At 59.6% G+C, this 21702-nt stretch carries 18 protein-coding genes; 3 read left to right on the top strand and 15 right to left on the bottom strand.

The genetic code is table 11. The annotated features are described in order from the left end of the window. Positions 1 to 10 precede the first annotated feature (10 nt). The 8 genes from ACYZTS_RS19400 to ACYZTS_RS19365 all read right to left on the bottom strand — a co-directional run bounded on the left by ACYZTS_RS19400 (position 11) and on the right by ACYZTS_RS19365 (position 11663). A complete protein-coding gene (locus ACYZTS_RS19400) occupies positions 11 to 2386 on the bottom strand; it encodes an efflux RND transporter permease subunit (protein WP_028621141.1) in 2376 nt (791 codons plus the stop codon). Positions 2387 to 2411: 25 nt separating this feature from the next. Beyond that, complete coding sequence (locus ACYZTS_RS19395) at positions 2412 to 3464, bottom strand: WD40/YVTN/BNR-like repeat-containing protein (protein WP_461991341.1); 1053 nt, start codon at positions 3462 to 3464, stop codon at positions 2412 to 2414. Positions 3465 to 5142: 1678 nt separating this feature from the next. Next, positions 5143 to 7800, bottom strand: a complete 2658-nt coding sequence (pepN, locus tag ACYZTS_RS19390; protein ID WP_461991339.1) for an aminopeptidase N — start codon at positions 7798 to 7800, stop codon at positions 5143 to 5145. 10 nt (positions 7801 to 7810) lie between these two features. Beyond that, positions 7811 to 8641 carry a DUF2797 domain-containing protein gene (locus ACYZTS_RS19385; RefSeq protein ID WP_461991337.1) on the bottom strand — a complete coding sequence of 277 codons (831 nt, stop codon included), beginning with the start codon at positions 8639 to 8641 and terminating at the stop codon, positions 7811 to 7813. Beyond that, a complete protein-coding gene (locus tag ACYZTS_RS19380) occupies positions 8638 to 8898 on the bottom strand; it encodes a YeaC family protein (RefSeq protein ID WP_028621137.1) in 261 nt (86 codons plus the stop codon). The genes ACYZTS_RS19385 and ACYZTS_RS19380 overlap by 4 nt, the downstream gene beginning before the upstream one ends. 37 nt (positions 8899 to 8935) lie before the next feature. Beyond that, a complete protein-coding gene (locus tag ACYZTS_RS19375; protein WP_461991334.1) occupies positions 8936 to 9805 on the bottom strand; it encodes a rhomboid family intramembrane serine protease in 870 nt (289 codons plus the stop codon). Continuing rightward, positions 9802 to 10773 carry a metallophosphoesterase gene (locus tag ACYZTS_RS19370; protein ID WP_461991332.1) on the bottom strand — a complete coding sequence of 324 codons (972 nt, stop codon included), beginning with the start codon at positions 10771 to 10773 and terminating at the stop codon, positions 9802 to 9804. Before ACYZTS_RS19370 ends, ACYZTS_RS19375 begins: the two co-directional genes overlap by 4 nt. Continuing rightward, positions 10773 to 11663: an NAD(+) kinase gene (locus tag ACYZTS_RS19365; protein ID WP_007988608.1), complete on the bottom strand. Its 891-nt coding sequence runs from the start codon at positions 11661 to 11663 to the stop codon at positions 10773 to 10775. The genes ACYZTS_RS19370 and ACYZTS_RS19365 overlap by 1 nt, the downstream gene beginning before the upstream one ends. Before the next feature lie 118 nt (positions 11664 to 11781). On the opposite strand from ACYZTS_RS19365, the gene ACYZTS_RS19360 reads away from it, so the two are divergent. Next, the gene (locus ACYZTS_RS19360; RefSeq protein ID WP_028621134.1) at positions 11782 to 12732 is read left to right on the top strand and encodes a DUF1853 family protein; all 951 of its coding nucleotides are present in this window, start codon (positions 11782 to 11784) and stop codon (positions 12730 to 12732) included. Positions 12733 to 12848: 116 nt separating this feature from the next. On the opposite strand, the gene ACYZTS_RS19355 is transcribed toward ACYZTS_RS19360, so the two are convergent. Both ACYZTS_RS19355 and ACYZTS_RS19350 read right to left on the bottom strand, forming a co-directional pair. Further along, positions 12849 to 14132, bottom strand: a complete 1284-nt coding sequence (locus ACYZTS_RS19355) for an arsenic transporter (protein WP_461991330.1) — start codon at positions 14130 to 14132, stop codon at positions 12849 to 12851. 294 nt (positions 14133 to 14426) lie between these two features. Further along, positions 14427 to 14987, bottom strand: a complete 561-nt coding sequence (locus ACYZTS_RS19350) for an NADPH-dependent FMN reductase (RefSeq protein WP_028621132.1) — start codon at positions 14985 to 14987, stop codon at positions 14427 to 14429. 178 nt (positions 14988 to 15165) lie between these two features. Here ACYZTS_RS19350 and ACYZTS_RS19345 point away from each other — a divergent pair, with 178 nt between their 5' ends. Together ACYZTS_RS19345 and ACYZTS_RS19340 are read left to right on the top strand one after the other, a co-directional pair. Next, positions 15166 to 15402, top strand: coding sequence for a hypothetical protein (locus tag ACYZTS_RS19345; RefSeq protein WP_461991328.1), 237 nt, complete (start codon positions 15166 to 15168; stop codon positions 15400 to 15402). 88 nt (positions 15403 to 15490) lie between these two features. After that, positions 15491 to 16384, top strand: coding sequence for a LysR substrate-binding domain-containing protein (locus tag ACYZTS_RS19340; protein ID WP_461991326.1), 894 nt, complete (start codon positions 15491 to 15493; stop codon positions 16382 to 16384). Here the strand turns inward: ACYZTS_RS19340 and ACYZTS_RS19335 are convergent. The 5 genes from ACYZTS_RS19335 to ACYZTS_RS19315 form a co-directional block, all read right to left on the bottom strand. Next, complete coding sequence (locus tag ACYZTS_RS19335; protein WP_028621129.1) at positions 16350 to 16964, bottom strand: GNAT family N-acetyltransferase; 615 nt, start codon at positions 16962 to 16964, stop codon at positions 16350 to 16352. The two genes, ACYZTS_RS19340 and ACYZTS_RS19335, sit on opposite strands and share 35 nt — an antisense overlap. Positions 16965 to 16978: 14 nt before the next feature. Next, a complete protein-coding gene (locus ACYZTS_RS19330; protein WP_461991325.1) occupies positions 16979 to 19234 on the bottom strand; it encodes an Orn/Lys/Arg family decarboxylase in 2256 nt (751 codons plus the stop codon). 237 nt (positions 19235 to 19471) lie between these two features. Then, positions 19472 to 20230 (bottom strand): DNA polymerase III subunit epsilon, encoded by a 759-nt coding sequence (gene dnaQ / locus ACYZTS_RS19325; protein WP_461991323.1) that lies wholly within the window; start codon positions 20228 to 20230, stop codon positions 19472 to 19474. 120 nt (positions 20231 to 20350) lie between these two features. Next, positions 20351 to 20803, bottom strand: a complete 453-nt coding sequence (gene rnhA / locus ACYZTS_RS19320; protein WP_008028618.1) for a ribonuclease HI — start codon at positions 20801 to 20803, stop codon at positions 20351 to 20353. Between the two features lie 90 nt (positions 20804 to 20893). Then, entirely contained in the window at positions 20894 to 21652 is a 759-nt protein-coding gene (locus tag ACYZTS_RS19315) for a class I SAM-dependent methyltransferase (protein WP_461991321.1), read from the bottom strand. Positions 21653 to 21702 lie beyond the last annotated feature (50 nt).

Raw genomic sequence — 21702 nt, 5'->3', positions numbered from 1 at the left:
CTGCAGGCAATCAGTGAGCGAACAGCGAATTACCCTTCTGCCCAGCGAGTTTCTCCGGTTTGATCAGAAACCGCGCCAGCGCAGGCAACAGCCACAGCGCGCCGAACATGTTCCAGAGCAGCATGAAGGTCAGCATCAGGCCCATGTCGGCCTGGAACTTGATGGCCGAGAAGATCCAGGTGCACACCCCGATCGCCAGGCACAAACCGGTGAACAGCACGGCTTTACCGGTGGACTTCAGTGTCTGGTAGTAAGCCTCTTGCAACGGCAGACCGGCACGCAGGAAGGTTTCAAGACGGCTGTAGATGTAGATCCCGTAATCCACGCCGATCCCCACCCCAAGCGCCACCACCGGCAACGTGGCGACTTTCACGCCGATGCCCATAAAGGCCATCAGTGCGTTACCCAGTACCGACGTCAGCACCAGCGGCAGGACGATGCACAAGGTCGCCGCCCAGGAACGGAAGGTGATCATGCACATAGTCGCCACGCAGATGTAGACCAGAATCAGGATAGTCAGCTCGGATTCCCTGATCACCTCGTTGGTCGCCGCCTCGATCCCGGCGTTACCCGCCGCGAGAATGAATTCCAGACCGTCCTTGTTGTTCTCCTTGGCGAACTCCTGCACCGCATGCACGGCGCGATCCAGCGTAGCGGCCTTGTGGTCGTTGAGGAACACCAGCACCGGCGCCACCGAGCAACTGTTGTTGTACAAACCATCAGCGCGGGCAATGGAGTTGTTGAGTACGTCCGGGTTGCGCGACAGGGTTTCCCATTTCAGGTTGCCCTCGTTCATGCCCTTGATCATCTGCTTGGACACGGTCACCAGGGAGATCGCCGATTGCACGCCCTCGGTGTTCTGCATCTTCCACATCAACTCATCGATGGGCGCCATCGCTTCATAGCGCGAGCAACCTTCTGCCTTGGTCTTGACCATCACCACCAATACGTCGGAGCTGGTGGAGTAATTGCTGATGATGAAGTTGTTGTCCTTGTTATAGCGCGAGTCCGGACGCAGTTCCGGCGCGCCCTGGTCAAGGTCACCGATCTTCAGGTTCTGGCTGTACCAGAGACCGCCACCGAAGGCCAGCAAGGCCAGAACGATAGACACCGGCGCCACTTTCGGACTGGCAAAACCCGAGAGCAAGCGCCAGAACGGGTGTTCACGATGCGCGTCTTTCTTGCTGCGCTCGACCGCGCGTTTGCTGATTCCCACGTAGGAGATCGCCACCGGCAGCAGGATCAGGTTGGTGAACACGATGACCGCCACGCCGATGGACGCGCCGATGGCCAGTTCACGAATCACGCCGATGTCGATGATCAGCAAGGTGATGAAACCCACCGCATCGGCAAGAATCGCGATCATGCCCGGCAGGAACAGTTGCCGGAAGGTTCGCCGCGCTGCGGTCAGCGCGTTGTCGGCCTCGCTGGACTGCAGGGCGATACCGTTGATTTTCTGCACACCGTGGGAGATACCGATGGCAAAGATCAGGAATGGCACGAGCATCGAGTAGGGATCGAGTCCGAAGCCGAAAAAGTGCATCAGCCCCAGCTGCCAGACCACCGCCACCAGCGTGGTACTCAACACCGCGACGGTGCTTCGCATGCAGTTGGTGAACCAGTAAAGCAGGATCAGCGTGATGACAAAGGCGATGCCGAAGAACATCACCACCATCACCAGACCATCGATCAGGTCGCCGACCTTCTTGGCGAAACCGACAATATGAATCTGGACGTTAGGGTTCTGCGCTTCGAACTTGTTGCGGATCTTGTCTTCGAGTTCGTGGGAGAACTTGCGGTAATCCAGCGCCAGCAACTTGCCCTGATCCTGCGGGTCCGGGTAGGACTCCAGCAACGGAATGTCGACAATGCTCGACTTGAAGTCGTTGGCCACCAGACGTCCGACCTGACCGGACTTGAGTACGTTGTTGCGCAACAGATCCAGGCTTTCCTGCGAACCGTTGTAGCTCTGCGGAATCACTTCGCCACCGGCAAAGCCCTCCTCCGTCACCTCGGTCCAGCGCACGCTCGGGCTCCATAGCGACTTGAGGCCTGAGCGGTCAACGCCGGAAATGTAGAACACCTCGTCGTTGATCTGACGCAGGGTCTCCATGTATTCCTTGGAGAAGATATCGCCGTCGGTGGCTTCCACCGAAATGCGCACGGTGTTGCCCAGGTTCGCCAGATCGTTGCGATGCTCCATCATCTTCTGAATGAAAGGATGCTCGAGCGGGATCATTTTTTCGAAACTGGTGGACGGCCGGATCAGCGTGGCCTGCCAGAACAGGAAAATGCTGACCAGCAGGCAGATCACGATCACTGCCGGGCGGTTGTTGAAAATCAGGCGTTCGAGGAACGTCGCCTTGTCCTGGTGATGGCTTGTCATGGATGTCATAGCTCCGCCCTTCTTATTATTTGCCCAGCTCGGCGCCGGTTGGCGAAGTGGCGCGAACGCCGCCCTGTCCTGCCAGTATCAGATTGCCGTTGCCCGCCGCAGTGACTGCCGAAACGGAAATGCGATCCGGTCGGTTGAACACGCTGAAGGTCTGGCCGTCGTCGTTGCTGCGCACCACGCTGCCACCGTTGCCTACGATCACGATGGAACCGTCATCAAGCAGCGTAGCCCCGGACAGGCCGAACTCCAGCGCGCCGCGCGTGGCTTTCAACTCGACCGGCTCCCAGGTAGTGCCGAAATCGGTGGACCGGTACAGGTTGCCGCGCAGGCCGTACGCCAGCATCGTGTTGGCCTGGGCGGTGCCGATCACGCCGAAAAGCGAGCCTTCATAGGGGCCTTCCAGCTTTTCCCAGGTCTCGCCCCAATCGGCGGAGCGGAACATGCTGCCTTGTTCGCCGACAATGAACAGCCCGGCATCCTTCACCGCCGCGATGGCGTTGAGGTGAAACTGATCTTCGTTGTCGAGCCGATCGCTGACGTCTTCCCAGTGTTTGCCGCCATCGGTGGTGGCCATCAACGCACCGTAAGCGCCCACGGCAAAGCCGCTGTTGACGTCCTGAAACCAGACGTCGAGCAGCGGCGATTCGCGTGTCAGTTCTTCGAATTGCTTGGTCCAGGTGGTGCCGCCGTCCTCGGTGGCGAGGATCTGGGCATCGTGGCCGACGGCCCAGCCGTGCTTGTCATCGACAAAAAACACCGCTGTCAGCAACTGCCGGGTCGGCACTTTGGCTTGTGTCCAGGTTTTGCCCTGGTCATCGGAATACAGAATGTGCCCACGATCGCCGACAGCGATCAGACGAGCGCCTGCATGCACGACGTCGAGCATCAGGCTTTTGCTGGCTTTGGCAGACTCAATGGAATAAACAACATCAGATGCCGGCGCCGCGGCGGCCAGCACAGGAGCCGACAACACGGCACAGCCCAACAGCGAGAGCGCTGTAGCCAGCAACGCGAATCTGCGTAGCGCCGGCGGGCGGCAGGTACCCACACCCATGACAGGCTCACTCATAGACCTTCCCCCATTATTATTGTTAGGTCGTTCAACCTTTCAGGGCGCCGCAAGGGGTGCTCGCGGTGATCGACAGGTTAAGAGCATAATCCTGAAACCCGCAATCCAGAGCCCCTTCGGAAGCTGGCTTATCCTATCGGGGTTTGGAAAGGTCTGACAATCGACGCCGCGTTATCTTTTGTTAACCTGGGTGTTGGACGGGTTGGCTGAATGTTTGGGTATCAGGTGGGGTGATTGTGACTCGGTTGCGAAGGCGGTGTGTCAGGCAACCATTCAGCTACGGCTGTCCCCGATCAGTTGTAGGAGCAAGCTTGCTCGCGATGGCGGTATGTCAGGCAACCATTCAGCTACGGCTGTCCCCGATCAGTTGTAGGAGCAAGCTTGCTCGCGATGGCGGTATGTCAGGCAACCATTCAGCTACGGCTGTCCCCGATCAGTTGTAGGAGCAAGCTTGCTCGCGATGGCGGTATGTCAGGCAACCATTCAGCTACGGCTGTCCCCGATCAGTTGTAGGAGCAAGCTTGCTCGCGATGGCGGTATGTCAGGCAACCATTCAGCTACGGCTGTCCCCGATCAGTTGTAGGAGCAAGCTTGCTCGCGATGGCGGTATGTCAGGCAACCATTCAGCTACGGCTGTCCCCGATCAGTTGTAGGAGCAAGCTTGCTCGCGATGGCGGTATGTCGGGCGACTTGGATTTTGACGGTGTACATATCCGTTGCTGCGGTTAGGGCTGCTATTGGTTCCGCCCTTACGGCGGGTTACTTGGAAATGCGCCAAGTAACCAAGCGCCTGCGCCCCTGACGTACGGTGGCTCGCTAAGGCTCGCCATGCCCTCGCTCCGGTCCTGCTCCGTGGGCCCGCTGCCATCGGCCATCCATGACCGGCGGCAGCTAACCCGGCATCCTTGCCGGGTTGCCCACTGCGCAGAACCTGCGCTCGGCCTTCCGACGGGGCAGATCAAGATCAAGATCTGAAGCAAAGCAAAGCAAAGCAGATCACAGATTTCGTCTGCAAGACCCATTCAGCCCGACGCGCCACGGGAGCTGTAGCAGCTGGCGCAGCCTGCGTCCGGCTGCGCAGTTGTCGTTGTCGTTGTCGATTCTGAGCAGGCGGCTAACTATCACACCGCACCGCCCGATTTTACGACTGTTGCACAGCCGGACGCAGGCTGCGCCAGCTGCTACAGAGTGTTGTGTTGCTTCGCGGATTTGGTGAACCCCTGGCGAGCCAGCTCGGCTATAAGGCCGCCTCGGCGCGCTGTGGCTGTTAGCGCACCGTCGGGAGGCTGAGCGCAGGTTCTGCGCAGTGGGTAACCCGGCATGGATGCCGGGTTAGGCGCGCACGGCCAAGGATGGCCGATCGCGCCGGGCCCTCGGAGCAGGACCGGAGCGAAGGCATGGCGAGCCTAGGCGAGCTACCGGACGTCAGGGGCAAGAGCCTTTGGTTACTTGGGGCTCTTCCAAGTGACTCGCCGTAAGGGCGAAACAAATAGCAGCCCTCATCGCAGCAATGGATATGTACACCCACAAAAACTATCCGCGCAAGACATCGCTATCGCTGGCAAGCCAGCTCCTACAGGGAGTCGAGTACATCCGAAAGCATCGGGCCGCGCCGCAGACCGCTTTCGCGAGCAAGCTTCGCTCCTACAGGGCCGTACCTGCAGAAGCAAAGCCAGCCTCAAGCCAGGCTCTTGCTGACCACCTCAAACACATCACTCGACAAGTTGCCCGAAGCAAGAATCCGCTCCAGCTCGCCTTTCATCAATGCCTGTCGCTTGTCGTCATATTTGCGCCAGCGAGTCAGCGGCGCCAATTGCCGTGAAGCAATCTGCGGATTGAAGCCGTTCAACTCAATCACCAGATCCGCCAGGAAGCGATACCCCGAACCATCCGGCGCATGGAAGTTGATCAGGTTCTGCCCGGCAAACGCACCAACGAGCGCCCGCACCTTATTCGGGTTTTTCATAGTGAAAGCAGGATGCTGCATCAACTGACGCACCCGCTCCAGCCCACCCGGCAGCGGACTGCCAGCCTGTACGCTGAACCACTGATCCATGACCAGCGGGTTGTCCTTGAAGTGTTCAGCAAAGGTCGCCAATGCCGTAGCCTTCTGCTCTTCAAACGGCGAATTCACCAACACCGCCAACGCCGTCAGGCGCTCGGTCATGTTGTCGCTGGACTCGAACTGTTCAAGCGTCGCCGCCAACACTTCGGCCTTCTCGCTGAGCATCAGGTACGACAGCGCAATGTTCTGCAACGCGCGGCGAGCGAAGTGCTCGGCTTCTGCAACGTACGGCGTCTTCTTCGACAGATCGCGGTTGGCCTGGTAACGCAGCCACAGCGGTTCGAACAGATTGTTCGCCAGTTGCTTGCGAGCAAATTCCCGGGCGATGTGGATAGCCTCAACGTCAGCCACTTCGCTGATTTCTGTCAGATACGCCTCGCCTGGCAGCGATAGCATTTCCGCGACCATCGCCTGATCCAGCGTTTCATCCGTCAGCACGCTGTGTAACGCAGTGATCAGGCGCTGATCCAGCACCAACGCTTCACCGTTCTGATGATCCGCAATCAACTCTTGCAGGACTTGCACCGACAGTTGCTGACCAGCGTCCCAACGGTTGAAACCGTCGCTGTCGTGTTGCATCAGGAACATCAGTTGATCGCGGGTGTACGGGAAACTCAGTTTCACCGGCGCGGAGAAACCGCGCAGCAGCGACGGCAACGGCTGTTGGTCGATGTCGACGAAAGTGAACGTCTGCTCGGCTTCGGTCACCGAAATCACTCGCGACGTGCCTTGCGCGCTGGCCTCACCAACCAAACGCAGTGCAATTTCGTCACCATTACCATTCAGCAGCCCCAATTCCACAGGAATCACGAACGGCAGTTTTTCAACTTTGTCAGGGGTTTCCGGGCAGCTCTGGCGGAACGTCAGGCTGTAGGTTTTCGCGGCAGCGTCGTAGGAATCACTGACCGCCAACCGTGGCGTACCGGCCTGGCTGTACCAGCGCTTGAACTGGGTCAGGTCGACGCCATTGGCATCTTCCATGGCTTTGATGAAATCGTCGCACGTCACGGCCTGGCCATCGTGGCGTTCGAAGTACAGGTCGCTGCCTTTGCGAAAGCCTTCGGCGCCGAGCAAGGTGTGGATCATGCCCACCACTTCCGAACCCTTTTCGTACACGGTGAGGGTGTAGAAGTTGGCGATTTCGATGAAGCTGTCCGGGCGCACTGCGTGGGCCATCGGGCCGGCGTCTTCGGCAAACTGGTGCGTGCGCAGGTACGCCACGTCCTGAATGCGCTTGACCGTCGCCGAGTTCATGTCGGCCGAGAATCCGGAGTCGCGGAACACCGTGAAGCCTTCTTTCAGCGACAACTGAAACCAGTCGCGGCAGGTCACGCGGTTGCCCGACCAGTTGTGAAAGTACTCGTGAGCGACAATCGCCTCGACCCGCTGATGCGCGGCGTCGGTGGCTGTTTCGGCGCGAGCGAGCACGGCGCTGGAGTTGAAGATGTTGAGGCCCTTGTTCTCCATCGCGCCCATGTTGAAGTCATTCACTGCGACGATCATGAAGATGTCCAGATCGTACTCGCGACCGTAGACCTCTTCGTCCCAACGCATGGACTTCTTCAAGCTGTTCATGGCGTGCTGGCATTTGTCGATGTTTTCCGGCTCGACATAAATGCGCAGCGCCACGGTGCGATCGGTCATGGTGGTGAACGTGTCTTCGACGCACCACAAGTCACCGGCCACCAGCGCGAACAGATAAGCGGGTTTCTTGAACGGGTCTTCCCACGTCGCCCAGTGCCGGCCGTCTTCGCCGGGGCCGCTGGCAATCGGGTTGCCGTTGGACAAGAGCACCGGGTAGCTGTGCTGTTCGGCGACCACAGTGGTGGTGAACGTGCTCATCACGTCCGGGCGGTCGAGGTAATAGGTGATCTTGCGGAAGCCTTCGGCCTCGCACTGGGTGCAGAACATCGTGCCGGATTTGTACAGGCCTTCCAGCGCGGTATTGGTTTCCGGATGAATTTTGACGCTGGTGTCGACCGTGAAGGTTTCGCTGGTCGGCTGCAGGGTCAGATGGTTCTCGCTTACCTGGTAGTCGGCTTCGCTCAGCTCACGGTCAGCCAGCGTCACCGACAACAACTCCAGTTGCTGACCATCCAGCACCAGCGGCGGCAGGCCTGGGCCACGTTCGGGGTTGCGGCGCATCACCAGTTGCGCATGGACCAGGCTGTGGTCCTCGTACAACTCGAAGGTCAGGTGCGTCTCGTCGATCAGGTACTCGGGCGCCTGATAGTCCTTCAGGTAAATCATCTTCGGTTGTTCGGTGCGCATGCTGGAGTCCTTACTGATGCACGGCGAGCTGATAAGCCGTGTACTTACGAATATTGATCACGCCGGTGTCGAAAATCAGATATTGCCCTTTGATTCCCAACAGCGTGCCTTCGGCGATCGGATTCTTGTCCAGGTTGAAACTGACGATCTTGGCCGGGTACTGCTCGACCGGGTAGCGGATTTCAATCGGTTCCACGTCGGCAATAGTCTGAATGGCCTGTAGACCGAATCGTTCCTGCAAACCTTGCAAACCTTGCGCGCAGCTTTCGAACAGCTGATCACGCACTTGTGCCAGATCCACCGACACCGCTTCGCCCTTGAGTAAAGCACGCCAGTTGGTTTTGTCGGCTACCTGACTGCGGAACAGGTCTTCGACGAAGCCCGATTGCTGACGGGTCGAGACGCGCATGATCGGCAAAGCCTGGCGCGCGCCCTGATCGATCCAGCGAGTCGGCAGCTGAGTGGCGCGGGTGATGCCGACTTTTACCCCTGAGGAATTCGACAGATAAACCACATGATCGGTCATGCAGAACGTCGTGCCCCACTCCGGATCACGGCAGGTACCGGCCTCGAAGTGGCAGCGTTCGGGGCTCATGATGCACAGATCGCACTGCGCCAGTTTGGTCATGCACGGGTAGCAGTAACCCTGGCTGAAACTGGTTTTGGTCTTGCGTCCACAATGGGAACAATGGATCGCTCCCAGAAACTCGAGACGTATCGTGCTGCCGATCAACGGATTGACCGGCACCTCGGTCTCGCCCAGACGAAACGCGTACTGCACATGCGGCCCGTCAAGGCGCGCCGACATTTTGCTGATTGCACCGCGGCCAATCTCGATCAATGGATGGCATCCGACTTGAACAGAATGTTGGGCACGCTGATCGACTTCGAACTGCATTCCTGCGGGCCCATGTAACCGGTGCGTTCTTCCTCGGGCAGGTTCTGGATTTCCCAGGCGATCATCGCTTGCAGCGAGAGTTCGCGTTGCTCGGCCGTCAGCTTGTTGCCGTCGGACCATTTACCGATCTCCACCGCCAGTTTCAGGCTCTGGTAGATATCGGGTGTGATGTTGTTGATCATTTCGTTGAAAGAGGACATTCGGTCTCCGCGCTCTCTTGTTTCACACGTAACAGTTTTAGACGGCCAGTTTACGGCGGTTGTACAAGCCGCCCAACAAACCGGTCAGGCATCCGACGAGCAACCCGCTCACGTGGGCCGCGTTGGCGATTTCACCGAAGCCGATCAATGAGATCACCCCGGACAGGCACACCAGCAACCACACCAGCATCATCACCAGCACGCCACGCGGCAGGCGATAAGCCGGGTTCGGCGCCAGCACCTGGAAGATCCAGCAATGCCCGAGCAAGCCATACAGCACACCGGACAGGCCGCCGAACAGGGTCGGCCCGCTGAAAACGAACTGGGCATAGTTGGACGCCACGGCGAACAGCAACGTCAGGCCGATCAGGTTGATGCTGCCCTGCCGCGACTCGATGCGCCGCCCCAGCTCCCAGTACCACATGCCGTTCATGGCCAGGTGGAGGATGCCGAAGTGGATCAGCATCGGTGTCACCAGTCGCCACCACTGCCCCGCCGCCAGGCTGTCGGCCAACGGAACGAAGTGGATGTACTCGCCGACAATGCGAAAATCGAGAAAGGTCAGCCAGCGCATGGTTTCGAGGTTTTCGCCGAGCAGCGTCACCGCGCCGACGATCAGGCTGAAGATCAGCACCAGCGCGGTGGCCTTGGCATGGCGTAGTTGCTCGACAAACCCAGGCCGCTTGGCCGTCTGCGCCGCCGGGATGTCCATGTGCTGATCGGGGTCGCCTGCCGGGAACCGTTCATATAATGAACGCACGTCTGCACTGATGTTGGCCGGCACCCACAGCACTTGTTCGCCCTTCTCTTCGCTGACCCGATGCGGCACTTGCATGCGTTGCAGCAATTTGACGAAGCCGCTGAGATCCACATTCAGCGGCAAGCGCAACACGGCGACGGCACTCATTGCAGCATCTCCGGGCGCTCGACGTCGACCCAGACAAATTTGTCCGGTTCGAGCCGGGTTTCCTGATCGAGGCGGTAGGCACACAGCTTGCCGTACAACACTGCGCTGTAATCCAGGCAGGCCAGATTCGGACGGATCGGTGCCGGTTTGCCACTGCGCCAGTAATGGCCGACGAACAGCAACGGCTCATCGGCGCCGTAGCGCAACAGGGTATTTTTTTCGTTGGACGACAGCGGCGTCAGGGCCACCGGTTCGGGCAATGCGTCTGGCTGGAACACGATGTCTCCGTAAGTTTGCGGGTCGTCTTCCCAGAATTTGGTGCGGAAAAACGACCGGGTCAGGCCGTCGCCACTGATCATGGTCAGCCCGTCGGGCAAACGCATGTCGGTACCGCGCAACAGTCGATCGAATACCGTGCAGGCGAAGCTGCCGGGGATTGCCGACGCTTGCAGGAAAGCTTCGTCGACGCAGCCGCTGGGGAACAGCGCACGCAGCGGCTCGATCAGTCCGGCATCCCAACAGGCATGCACCACACGGAATCGCCCGGCATCGACGAACAAAGGCATCTGGTAGAACCATTCCTGAAAGTCATGCCAATCGCCCGGATGGCCTTCGAACTGCTTCAGGGTTTCCCCCAGCAGACGCGCATGACGCGGGGTGTGCTCGCGCACAAACTGCTTGCCACTGCCCGGCGGCGCGGGAGTGCTCCAGCCGAGCGCGTTGAATTCGTGATTGCCCATGATGCACAGGGCCTGCCCGGCCTCGACCATGTCGTGGACGATGTGCAGCGCTTCGCGAATGCGCGGGCCGCGGTCGATGATGTCACCGACGAACACCGCCATGCGCGACGGATGCCGCCAGACGCCACCATGCTTGTGATAACCGAGCCGGTCGAGCAAGTGCTCTAGGGTCAGAGCGCAACCGTGCACGTCACCGATCAGGTCGTAGCTACGCGCGGGATCGAGCATCAGTCGCCTCCACCGCCCAACTTGCTGCCCCAGCCGAGTTTGGTTCGGCAGACTTCATAGTAGTTGTGGTCGAGCGGGTGAATCAGGCGCAGTTTCTGCGCTTTCTTGCTGACAGTAATGGTGTCGCCCGGCGCGCAGGTGAAGTGGTTCTGCCCGTCACAGGAAACTTGCGGATAGATCTGCATATCTTTGGACACGACGATTTTCAGCTCACTGTTGCCATCGACCACGATCGGCCTGCCCGACAAGGTATGGGGGTACATCGGCACAATCACAATAGCGTCGAGCTTGGGATGCATGATCGGGCCACCCGCCGACAAGGCGTAAGCGGTCGACCCGGTGGGCGTCGCGACAATCAGGCCGTCGGCCTTCTGACTGCAGACGAACTGGCCGTCGATGTACAGTTCGAACTCGATCATCCGCGTCGATTTGCCGGGGTGCAGCACCACGTCGTTCAGCGCATCGCCCTGACCGATGGCCTCGGCGTGACGGCGGACTTCGGCCTGCAGCAGGAAGCGATTTTCCACCAGATAATGGCCGTCGAGCACTTCGGCGACTTTGACTTCCAGCTCGTCCGGGCGAATGTCCGTAAGAAAGCCAAGGCTGCCACGGTTGATGCCCAGCACCGGAATATTGTGTCGCGCCAGAGCGCGCGCAGCGCCGAGCAGGCTGCCGTCGCCGCCGACGACAATCACCATGTCACAGACTTCACCGAGCATCTTCCGCGACGAGGTTTGCAAGCCATGGCCCGGCAGGACTTCAGCGATGGTGTCTTCGAGGATCACGTGCAGGTGACGATCGAGCAGAAAGCGTTTCAGTCGGCGGACGGTATCCAGCACCTGCGAACTGCCCAGGCGACCGATGATGCCGATATTACGAAATTGCTCCATGGGGCTCCTAGAGTCAGGGTCTGCGACGGCGAGAAACACGATTATGGGCGAAAGCGCGGGATAGACAAAATCCTTTCAGCCCCGCAGGTCCACTCAGGTTTGAGGCTATGCTCGCAAGATGATCCTATTTCCCGATTTGCTGCAGTTACCCCACCAGTTGCGCCACCCGGAAGTGCGCGACCTGGCGTGGGTCATCCTCGCGCCGCCGATGCTCGCGGTCACGCCGTGGCCGCAGCGCCATCCGCTGGCCGGCAGCGACTGGGTGCAGGCGCCCGAACAGCTTGAGCGATGGCTGCGGCAACTGGATCACGACAGTTACGACTTGCTGCACTGGCTGGCCCAGGCACGAACCCGACGCCTGGGTCTGTATTACGAACGGCTGTGGCAGTATGCGGTGAGGCACGCGCCGGGCATCGAGCTGATCGCCGCCAACCTGCCGATCCGGCGCGCAGGCCACACGCTGGGCGAGCTGGACATGCTGCTGCGTGACCGCGACGGCGTGCATCATCTGGAATTGGCGATCAAGCTTTACCTCGGCCCGCAAGGTGGCGATGGGCAGGACACCGCGCAGTGGCTGGGCCCGGGCTGTCATGATCGGCTGGATCGCAAACTGGCGCACTTGAGCCAGCATCAACTGCCGATCTCTGCGCGCCCGGAAAGCCGCGAAGTGCTGGCGGCGCTGGATATTCAGCAGTTCAGTGCGCATCTGTGGCTGGGTGGCTATTTGTTGTACCCGTGGCCGGGACAGGCGCAAGCCCCGACGGGTGCCCATCCGCAGCATTTGCGCGGCAGTTGGTTGCATCAGAAGGATTGGCCGGACTTTGTCGCGCAACGTCCGCCAGGCCGCTGGCAACCCCTGCCCCGCCACGCCTGGCTGGCACCGGCGCATTATCCGGCGGATCAGACCTGGAGCGCCGAACAGTTGAACGCCTGGCTAACGGCGCTGGAACCACTGGCCCCCGCACAGTTGCTGGTGCGTCTGGTCGAGAATGGTGATGGCGACTGGGAGGAAGCAGAGCGGCTTTTTCTAGTGGCCGATCTCTGGCCGAATGTGCCGGGAAATGGCTGAGTTTTGTGCCGCCAGGACGGGCCTCTTCGCGAGCGAGCCCGCTCCCACACTGGAATTACGGCGTTCCCAATTCCCTGTGGGAGCGGGCTTGCTCGCGAATGAGGCCAACCCGATTTTCAGACAGACAACCGCACCGCCAGCGCCGCCAACGTCAACAGCAATACCGGCACGGTCAGCACGATCCCGACCTTGAAATAATATCCCCAGCCAATCCGGATACCCTTGCGCTGCAACACGTGCAGCCATAACAACGTCGCCAGACTGCCGATCGGGGTAATCTTCGGCCCCAGGTCGCTGCCAATCACGTTGGCGTAAATCATCGCTTCTTTGATCACCCCGGTCGCCTGGCTCGCTTCGATAGACAGCAAGCCGACCAACACCGTCGGCATGTTGTTCATCATCGATGACAGCAACGCCGTCAACACCCCGGTGCCCATTGCAGCGCCCCAAATCCCATACCCGGCGAAAGCATTCAGCCAACCCGCCAGATAATCGGTGAGCCCGGCATTGCGCAAGCCGTAAACCACCAGGTACATGCCCAGCGAGAAAATCACGATTTGCCAGGGCGCTTCCTTTATCACCTTACGGGTGGAAATCTTGTGACCGCGCGCGGCAATCGCCAGCAGCAGCGCCGCGCACACCGCCGAAATTGCGCTGATCGGAATACCCAACGGTTCCAGCGCGAAGCAGCCAATCAGCAAAATCGCCAGCACCGCCCAACCGGCAAAAAACGTCGCCTTGTCATGAATGGCACTGGCCGGATGCTCAAGCTGCTCAGGGTCGTACGCTTTGGGAATATCGCGGCGGAAGAACCACATCAGCATGCCCAGCGTGGCCGCGACGCTGACAAAGTTGACGGGCACCATCACCGCTGCATAACGATTGAAGCCGATGTTGAAAAAATCGGCCGAGACGATGTTCACCAGGTTCGACACCACCAGCGGCAGGCTCGCCGTGTCGGCAATGAAGCCGGCGCCCATGACGAACGCCAATGTCGCTGCCGGGGAAAACCGCAACGCCAGCAGCATCGAAATCACAATCGGCGTGAGGATCAATGCCGCGCCGTCATTGGCAAACAGCGCCGACACCAGCGCGCCGAGCAGGACCATGAAGGCGAACAGCTTGCGCCCACTACCGCGCCCCCAACGCGCCACGTGCAACGCCGCCCAAGCAAAAAAACCTGCCTCGTCCAGCAACAGGCTGATGATGATCAGCGCGATAAACGTACCGGTAGCGTTCCAAATGATCTGCCACACCAGCGGAATATCACTGAGGTGAACGACGCCGGAAATCAGCGCAAGCACCGCGCCCAATGCCGCGCTCCAGCCAACTCCAAGGCCCTTGGGTTGCCAGATCACCAAGGTGATGGTCAGCAGGAAAATCAACGACGCAATAAGCATGCAATGCAGCCTTGAAGGAATGGGGAATCGACACCCGCGAACGATCCGGAAGACGGTTCGGGCAGAATCAGGTGAGAACATATGGAATTTCGTATATCCAGTAAAGCGCTATCTTGTGGACACGCGGACCGTGTAGCAGCTGCCGAGCCTGCTGGGCTGCGTCGGGCGCAACGTCGTTCATTATTTGAAAAATGTCGGCAGGCACAGCGCAGCAGCCGAATCACGACTGCTGCGCAGCCGGACGCAGCCTCGCAGGTTCGGCAGCTGCTACAGGGTTTACGGTGGCTTGAGGTGTCAGATCTTTTTGTGTTGCTCGACCCACTTGGCGTAGCCGTCGATGAATTTCTGCAGGAAAGGCCTGACCGTTTCGGACAGTTGACCCGCTTCATCGAAAGCCGTACCTGCCCCACCCAGATAAGCTTCCGGCTGTTGCATCATTGGCACATCGAGAAACACCATAGACTGGCGCAAATGATGATTCGCCCCGAAACCGCCAATGGCGCCTGGCGAAACGCTAATCACCGCCCCAGGCTTGCCACTGAAGCAGCTCTGGCCGTAGGGCCGCGAGCCGACGTCAATCGCGTTCTTCAACGGCGCCGGCACCGAACGGTTGTATTCCGGGGTGACGAACAGCAACGCGTCGGATGAGCTCACTTGTTGTCGGAAAGTGCTGTAGGCTGCCGGCGGAGAAGCACCATCGATGTCTTCGTTATAGAGCGGCAGATCACCGATTTCGACGATGTTGAGTTTGAGATGGGCGGGTGCGAGGTCAGCAAGGGCCAAAGCGACTTTGCGATTGATCGATTCCTTTCTCAAGCTGCCAACTACAACGGCGATCGTATAAACGTTGCTCATGTAAGTGTTCTCGACTGTCCGATGGAAAGAGCCTGTAGTTATAGATGACGTTCCAAGCAGGGGGCGAGTGATAAATGCGTCCCCCTGACTATTTTTTTCCGGTAAGAAAACTTACCTCGCCCATGCACGGTCTACAGATCCGCAAATTGAGTGATTTATCTCCAGAGGTTCTAAGCAGATGGCAGCAGTACTCGTCGGTCAGTTCCATGCAAGAGACGCGGAAGGCCGTGTTTATTCCGTTCACGAGTTCCAGGAGTCTACTCCGTCGGCAGGCGACCTGGCCGGCTCGGCGCCTGTCACCACATACAAGCTGGCGATTGGCGACCGGCTCAACAAACTCGACGACAACGAATTTGTGCTGGTGCAATCAGGTATCACCCTCACTCGCGAACCCGAAACGAACGTGGCCTCATAACCCGCGGTTATGAGCAGAAGTCATATGCGCGGACTTGAGTTAGGATTCAGCCACTGACTCCCTTACCTGCCGAACATGGACTTCACGCATGCGTTTACGCCACATTGAAGTGATCCAGGCGCTGCTGCAGACCGGTCACCTGGGCACCGCCGCTGAATGGCTGCAATTGCCGGTGGCCGACGTCGAGCATCTGCTGCACGACGCCGAGAGTCAGTTGGGTTTCATGCTTTTTTCCAGCGTGCGCGGCCGGTTGCAGGCTACGCGCGAGGCACGGGACCTGCAGGGCGAAATCGCTCATCTGTACGCCGCACTCGAGCCAATCCAACGCCTGGCCGCAAGCCTCAAGCATTACCATGCGCCGCCCCTCCGAATCCTTTGCACGCCAGCGCTTGCGCAACAGTTATTGCCGCAAAGCATTGCAGCTCTGCGCCGACGTTTTCCCGATGCCCCCTGTACGCTGCTGAGCGAAGCAACCTGCGACATCGTCCGCAGTCTTCTGCTTCGCGAAAGCGACGTGGGGCTGAGCCTGCACGATCCACAGCATGTCGATATTGATTGCCAGCAGATTGCCCAAGGCAAGCTGCAGTTGCTGGCGCCGCACGGCTGGCTGCAACCAAAGCAGAAATACATTGCCCTGCAGGACCTCGCCGGCCAGGCGATGGTCGGCCTAGAGGGTCATGACCCGCTAAGCCCGGCGTTCGACAACAAATTGCAAATGCTCCGACCTGCCCCGGTGATCCATATCCGGGTGCAGACGCATCAGATGATGCGCAGCATGGTCGAGGCCGGCGAGGGCCTGGCAATCGTTGACCCGTTCACCGCGCTCGGCGCCAAATCCGCCGGCCTTGATGCCTGCCCGTTGGTACCTGCGGTGCCGATCTGTCTGTATGCGCTGACACTGAAAAATGCCGAGCCCACGCCCGCCGCTCAGGCGCTGCTGGACATCGTCAAGGAACAAGCCGCGGCGATTTTATCGAGCTGAGCGTACTTTCCAGCGGATTATCAAACAGTCGGTACCAGAACAGCGCCATTTCTGCGGTATTTGGATCAATGCCGCGATAGCGCAAATGATCCACGCCGCCAATCACATAACCGCAGCGTTCGTAGAGTCGACAGGCGCCAAGGTTATTGTTCTGGGTCTCCAGCATGATGCCCGGTAACTTTTTCTTGCGACTCCAGAACTGCGCGACGTCCAGCAATGCCTTGGCCACGCCGTGCCGACGCGCCGGCGCATGCACCGCGAGCTCGTCGATATGGGCAAAGCCGTTCCAGTTGGTGCTGATCACCAGATGGCCTACCGGCTCGTCATCCAGGTAGGCCATGAAAATCGCGCTATCGACGGCATCGCGAAAACTGCCAAACTCTTCGGGGTCGATGCCGTAGCACTTGCGGTAGGGGGTAATCGGCGTCACCGGCCATTGATCGACGGGTTTACCCACTTCGGCTGCGCCATAGGCGGCGACGTCGAAACTGAAATCACTGCCCCAGACATATGCCGCGAAACCGTCATCGGCAACGCGCACGGACAGCCCTGGGTATTTCGGATTCATCACCGGTTGCATACTGGGAAAGGTCCTCACTCCTTGATGCAATCGACGGTGTAAAGCCGCCCATTGCCCTCGTCTTCACGCTGCAAGCCGTGCACATCGGCGACAAAGCCCGGGAAGCTGCTGTCAAATGTTCGGGCAAACGCCAGGTAATCATTGATCGAACGGGTTGACTGGGTGAAACGTTCGCCGGGCATGATCAACGGGATCCCCGGCGGATACGGCACCAGCATGACAGCGGCAATCCGGCCCTCCAATGCATCGATCGGCACCGCTTCGACCTCGCCGCGCACCAGGTGATCATAGGCGTCAGCAGGCTTCATGGCGATCTCCGGCAAAACGGTGTACATGCGCTTGAGATTCCTGGCGGTGGTATTGCTGCGATAACAGTCGTGCAACTGATCGCACAGGTCGCGCAGGCCCATGTCGCGATAACGCGCGACATCCTGTTGAGCCACGCAGGGCAGGCAAATGGAAAGACTGACATTGGCGTCATAGCTGCGTTTGAACTCCAGCAACTCGGTCAACAACGTGCTCCATTTGCCTTTGGTGATGCCCATCGAGAACAACACCAGAAACGAATACAGGCCGGTCTTTTCGACGACCAGCCCGCGCTCCCAGAGAAATTTGCTGACCACCGCTGCAGGTATGCCCCGCTCGCTCAGCGCACCGCCGGCTGTCAAACCGGGCATCACCAGCGTGACCCTGATCGGATCGAGCAGCACATAGTCATCGGTCACGCCGGTAAAACCGTGCCAATCGGCGTCGGGTTGCAGCAACCAGTCTACCGTCGATACCCGTTCGATGCCTTCAACCGAGGGTGGCTGCCAGATGGAAAACCACCAGTCATCGGCGGCGATGTGCTGACGCAGGTTAGCCAGCGCGCGACGAAAACTCAGAGCCTCGTCGAACATTTCCTGCAGCAGCGAATGCCCGGCAGGGCCTTCCATCATGGCCGATGCGACGTCCAGCGAGGCAATGATGCTGTACTGCGGCGAAGTGGAAATGTGCATCATGAAAGCTTCGTTGAAACGGTCGCGGTCGAGCGGCCGCGCGCCACCATCCTGTACATGAATCATCGAAGCCTGGCTGAACGCCGCGAGCAATTTGTGAGTGGAATGGGTGGTAAACACCATCGGGCTATCTTCGCTGCGTGAAGTGCCCATGCCGTAACGTCCGGCAAAAAATTCGTGAAACGCCGCGTAGGCGTACCAGGCCTCGTCGAAGTGCAGGACCTCTACGCTGTTGCCGAGACTTTGCTTGATCAGCTCGGCGTTATAGCAGAGGCCGTCATAGGTCGAGTTGGTGACCACGGCAAGCTTGACCTTGGGCTCTCGGCCCTTGGTCAACGGACTGGCGTCGATCTTGGCCTGGATCGATTCTCGGCTGAACTCGCTGAGCGGTATCGGCCCGATGATCCCCAGCTCGTTGCGCTCAGGGCACAAGTACAGAGGAATCGCGCCGGTCATGATGATCGAGTGCAACACCGATTTATGGCAGTTGCGATCGACCAGCACCAGGTCATCACGGGCGACCATCGCATGCCAGACAATCTTGTTGGCGGTCGAGGTGCCATTGATCACGAAGAAGGTGTGATCCGCGCCAAAATTACGCGCCGCGCGGGCTTCCGCTTCGGCCAGCGGACCGGTGTGATCGAGCAGCGACCCGAGCTCGGGCACCGACACTGACAAGTCCGAGCGCAGGGTGTTTTCTCCAAAAAACTGGTGAAAGGCCTGCCCCACCGGACTTTTGTGATACGCCACACCGCCGCCGTGCCCGGGCGTGTGCCATGAATAATTGGAATCAGCGGTGTGCTGGACCAATGCCTTGAAGAACGGCGGAAGTAAACCGTCGAGGTATTTGCGTGCTGCCCGGGCTACCTGCCGCGCGAGAAACGGCACCGTATCTTCGAACAGATAAAGGATGCCGCGCAGCTGATTGAGCTCATCCATGGCGTCGGCGGGCGCGTTTTCGAGGGTGACCTGCTCGCCGAGGGCAAAAATCGGCAAGTCTGGCGCACGCACACGTGCCAGGCCAATCAGGTCGGCCATGTTCTGCAGCAGGTGGGAATTGGCGCTCGGGTCTTCGGCGGCGATCAACATGCACGAGAGGCCGTGATGCGTCGAGGCAACCAGACGCCCCTCGGTGTAATCGACCGCCGAGACGATGCTGAAACCTTCCTGCTCCAGCTCGCGAGCAATCCCGCGCACGCGATCACCGGCGACAGTGTCTGCCTTGATGTCGCGATGGACGATCAGCACCGGGAATTTCAAGTCTTTGTACATAAGCTCAGTGTCCTGAGGGGCAGACCGAGACCTGCCAATTGACTCAGGGTAGAGGGTTGGAGCGGATGTGGCGAGGGGGGAATGCCCCAAGGTGGAACACTGGTGACCCCTGATGCTGCAAGTTCGACCACCTGTAGCTGCTGCCGCAGGCTGCGTCGGCGGTCAGCAAGATGGCCGGGAAAATCAATTGAACAACCGGCTCCGCCGGACGCAGCCTGCGGCAGCTGCTACAGAGTCTCAGGCCTGAGCTTTGGCCTCGGCCAGTTGCTGCCACAGCGAAGGCGCACCCGCCGCTTTGGCGATGGCTTCCAGGCGCGCTACGTGCTGCGCCAGATCATCGTCGTTGGCGGCGATGATTCGGGTTGGCTGACGATTGGCAGGCAGCCGGCGGATTTCGGTGGCCGAGTTGTCCGAGCCCTCGCCTGAACCATTGCCATCGGAGGCATTGCCCGCCAGAGACAGGCTGGTCTGGCCACCGGTCATGGTCAGGTAAACGTCGGCGAGAATCTCGGAGTCGAGCAAGGCGCCGTGCAGTTCACGCCCGGAGTTGTCGACGCCATAGCGTTTGCACAACGCGTCGAGGCTGTTGCGCTGCCCTGGGTGACGTTCCCGGGCCATCATCAAGGTGTCGAGAATCGAGCAGTGTTGCGTGATGTCCGCCCGATCGTGCTGACCCATCAGGGCGAATTCGTTGTTGATGAAGCCAATGTCGAACGCCGCATTATGGATGATCAGTTGCGCACCCTTGATGAATTCGAAGAACTCATCGGCCACTTCGGTGAAACGCGGTTTACCCACCAGGAATTCGTTGGTGATGCCGTGCACGCCGATGGCGCCCTCGTCACTTTCGCGATCCGGCTGCAGGTAAACGTGGAAGTGGCGGCCGGTCAGGCGCCGGCCAATCAGCTCGACACAACCGATTTCGATAATCCGGTGGCCGTCAGTCACCGGCATGCCAGTGGTTTCGGTATCGAGTACAACGGATCTGGTGGCCATCAGTGCTCAGCTCTCAACGGTTCAATCGTGCAAAAGCGCGGATGTTATCACGCTCGCAAGGGGCTTTCAGGTACACCGTGCTGGCGATTGGCCGCAGCGCGGTGCATCAGCGGTCTCAAATCAGGCCTGCTTGTACCCGCGAACCTCATCAACGCCACGATTGGCCAACTGATCAGCGCGTTCGTTACCGTGATGGCCGATGTGTCCCCGTACCCATTTCCAGGTGACATTGTGGCGATTGACCTGTTCATCGAGAAGTTTCCACAGATCGGCATTTTTCACCGGTTCTTTCGCGGCAGTCTTCCAGCCGCGCTTCTTCCAGTTGTCCATCCACTCATTGATGCCTTTCATCACGTACTGCGAGTCTGTGACCAGCAACACGTCGCACGAACGCTTGAGTTCTTCCAGGCCACGGATAGCGCCCATCAACTCCATGCGGTTATTGGTGGTGTTGGCTTCGCCGCCCCAGAGTTCCTTTTCGACACCCTTGCACACCAGCAGCGCGCCCCAGCCGCCCGGGCCGGGATTGCCTTTGCAGGCGCCGTCGGTGAAAAGTTCTACGCTATCGCTCATGCCAATCTATCCAGAAAATGCCGTGGCTCGCCGATCTGCGATCAACGATGCCCGAGGCCGGGGCGAACCCGGCCGGAAGTAAAAGAGGTGTTACGGTTCGATATTGCGGCGATTGACCTTGGCCATCGGCAAGGGAATCAGCTTGCCCATCGGCTCGCGGCGCTCCTGGCGCAGGGGGCGCAGGCCCACCACGATCTTGCGCGCCACCAACAGATAAAAGCCGCCGCCCGACAGCTGCCAGTCCCCGGCCTTGCGCTCCCAACCGGCGAGACGAGCCTGCCAGGATGGGGATGCAAGCGGCGGACGATAGCACCCGAAGCGGCGTTTCTCCAGCGCGAAACCCAGCAGGTTCAGCCAGTCCCCGACCCGTGAAGGTGAAATGCAACGGGCCTTGCGCAAGCCATCATTGGCGAACGCATGGCGCAGCCCCCACGTGCTCCATGGGTTGATGCCAATGATCAGCAGATGCCCGCCGGGGCGCACGCTGCTCGCCGCTTCACGCAACAAACCGTGGGGCGACAGGCAGAAATCCAGGCCATGTTGCAGCACCACAACGTCGGCGGCATGCTCGCTCAATGGCCAGGCCTGCTCTTCGCAAACGATCTCGACCCCCGGCAACGGTGCGCCGAGCCGCACATTGCGCTGCACCTGCGGCGCCGGCGGTGGTGTCTGCGCCGAAGGCCCGTAGTGCACCAGATAGCCACCGAAGAAGCGCCCAAGCTCGTCTTCGAGCATGCGCCGTTCTTCGTCCAGCAAAAATTGCCCGATCGGCCCCGACAACCATTCACGGGCCGCACTGATCAAGGCCAGCCAGTCAGGATCGGCCTGAGCGAACGCTTTATCAGTCATTGCATTCTCCAACGCGCCAGGAAGTTCTAAGATGCGCCATTGTTTTCCGC

The organism is Pseudomonas sp. TMB3-21 (assembly GCF_054898145.1).
The sequence above is the reverse complement of the archived record's forward strand: the minus strand, read 5'-3'. Positions and strand labels throughout refer to the sequence as shown.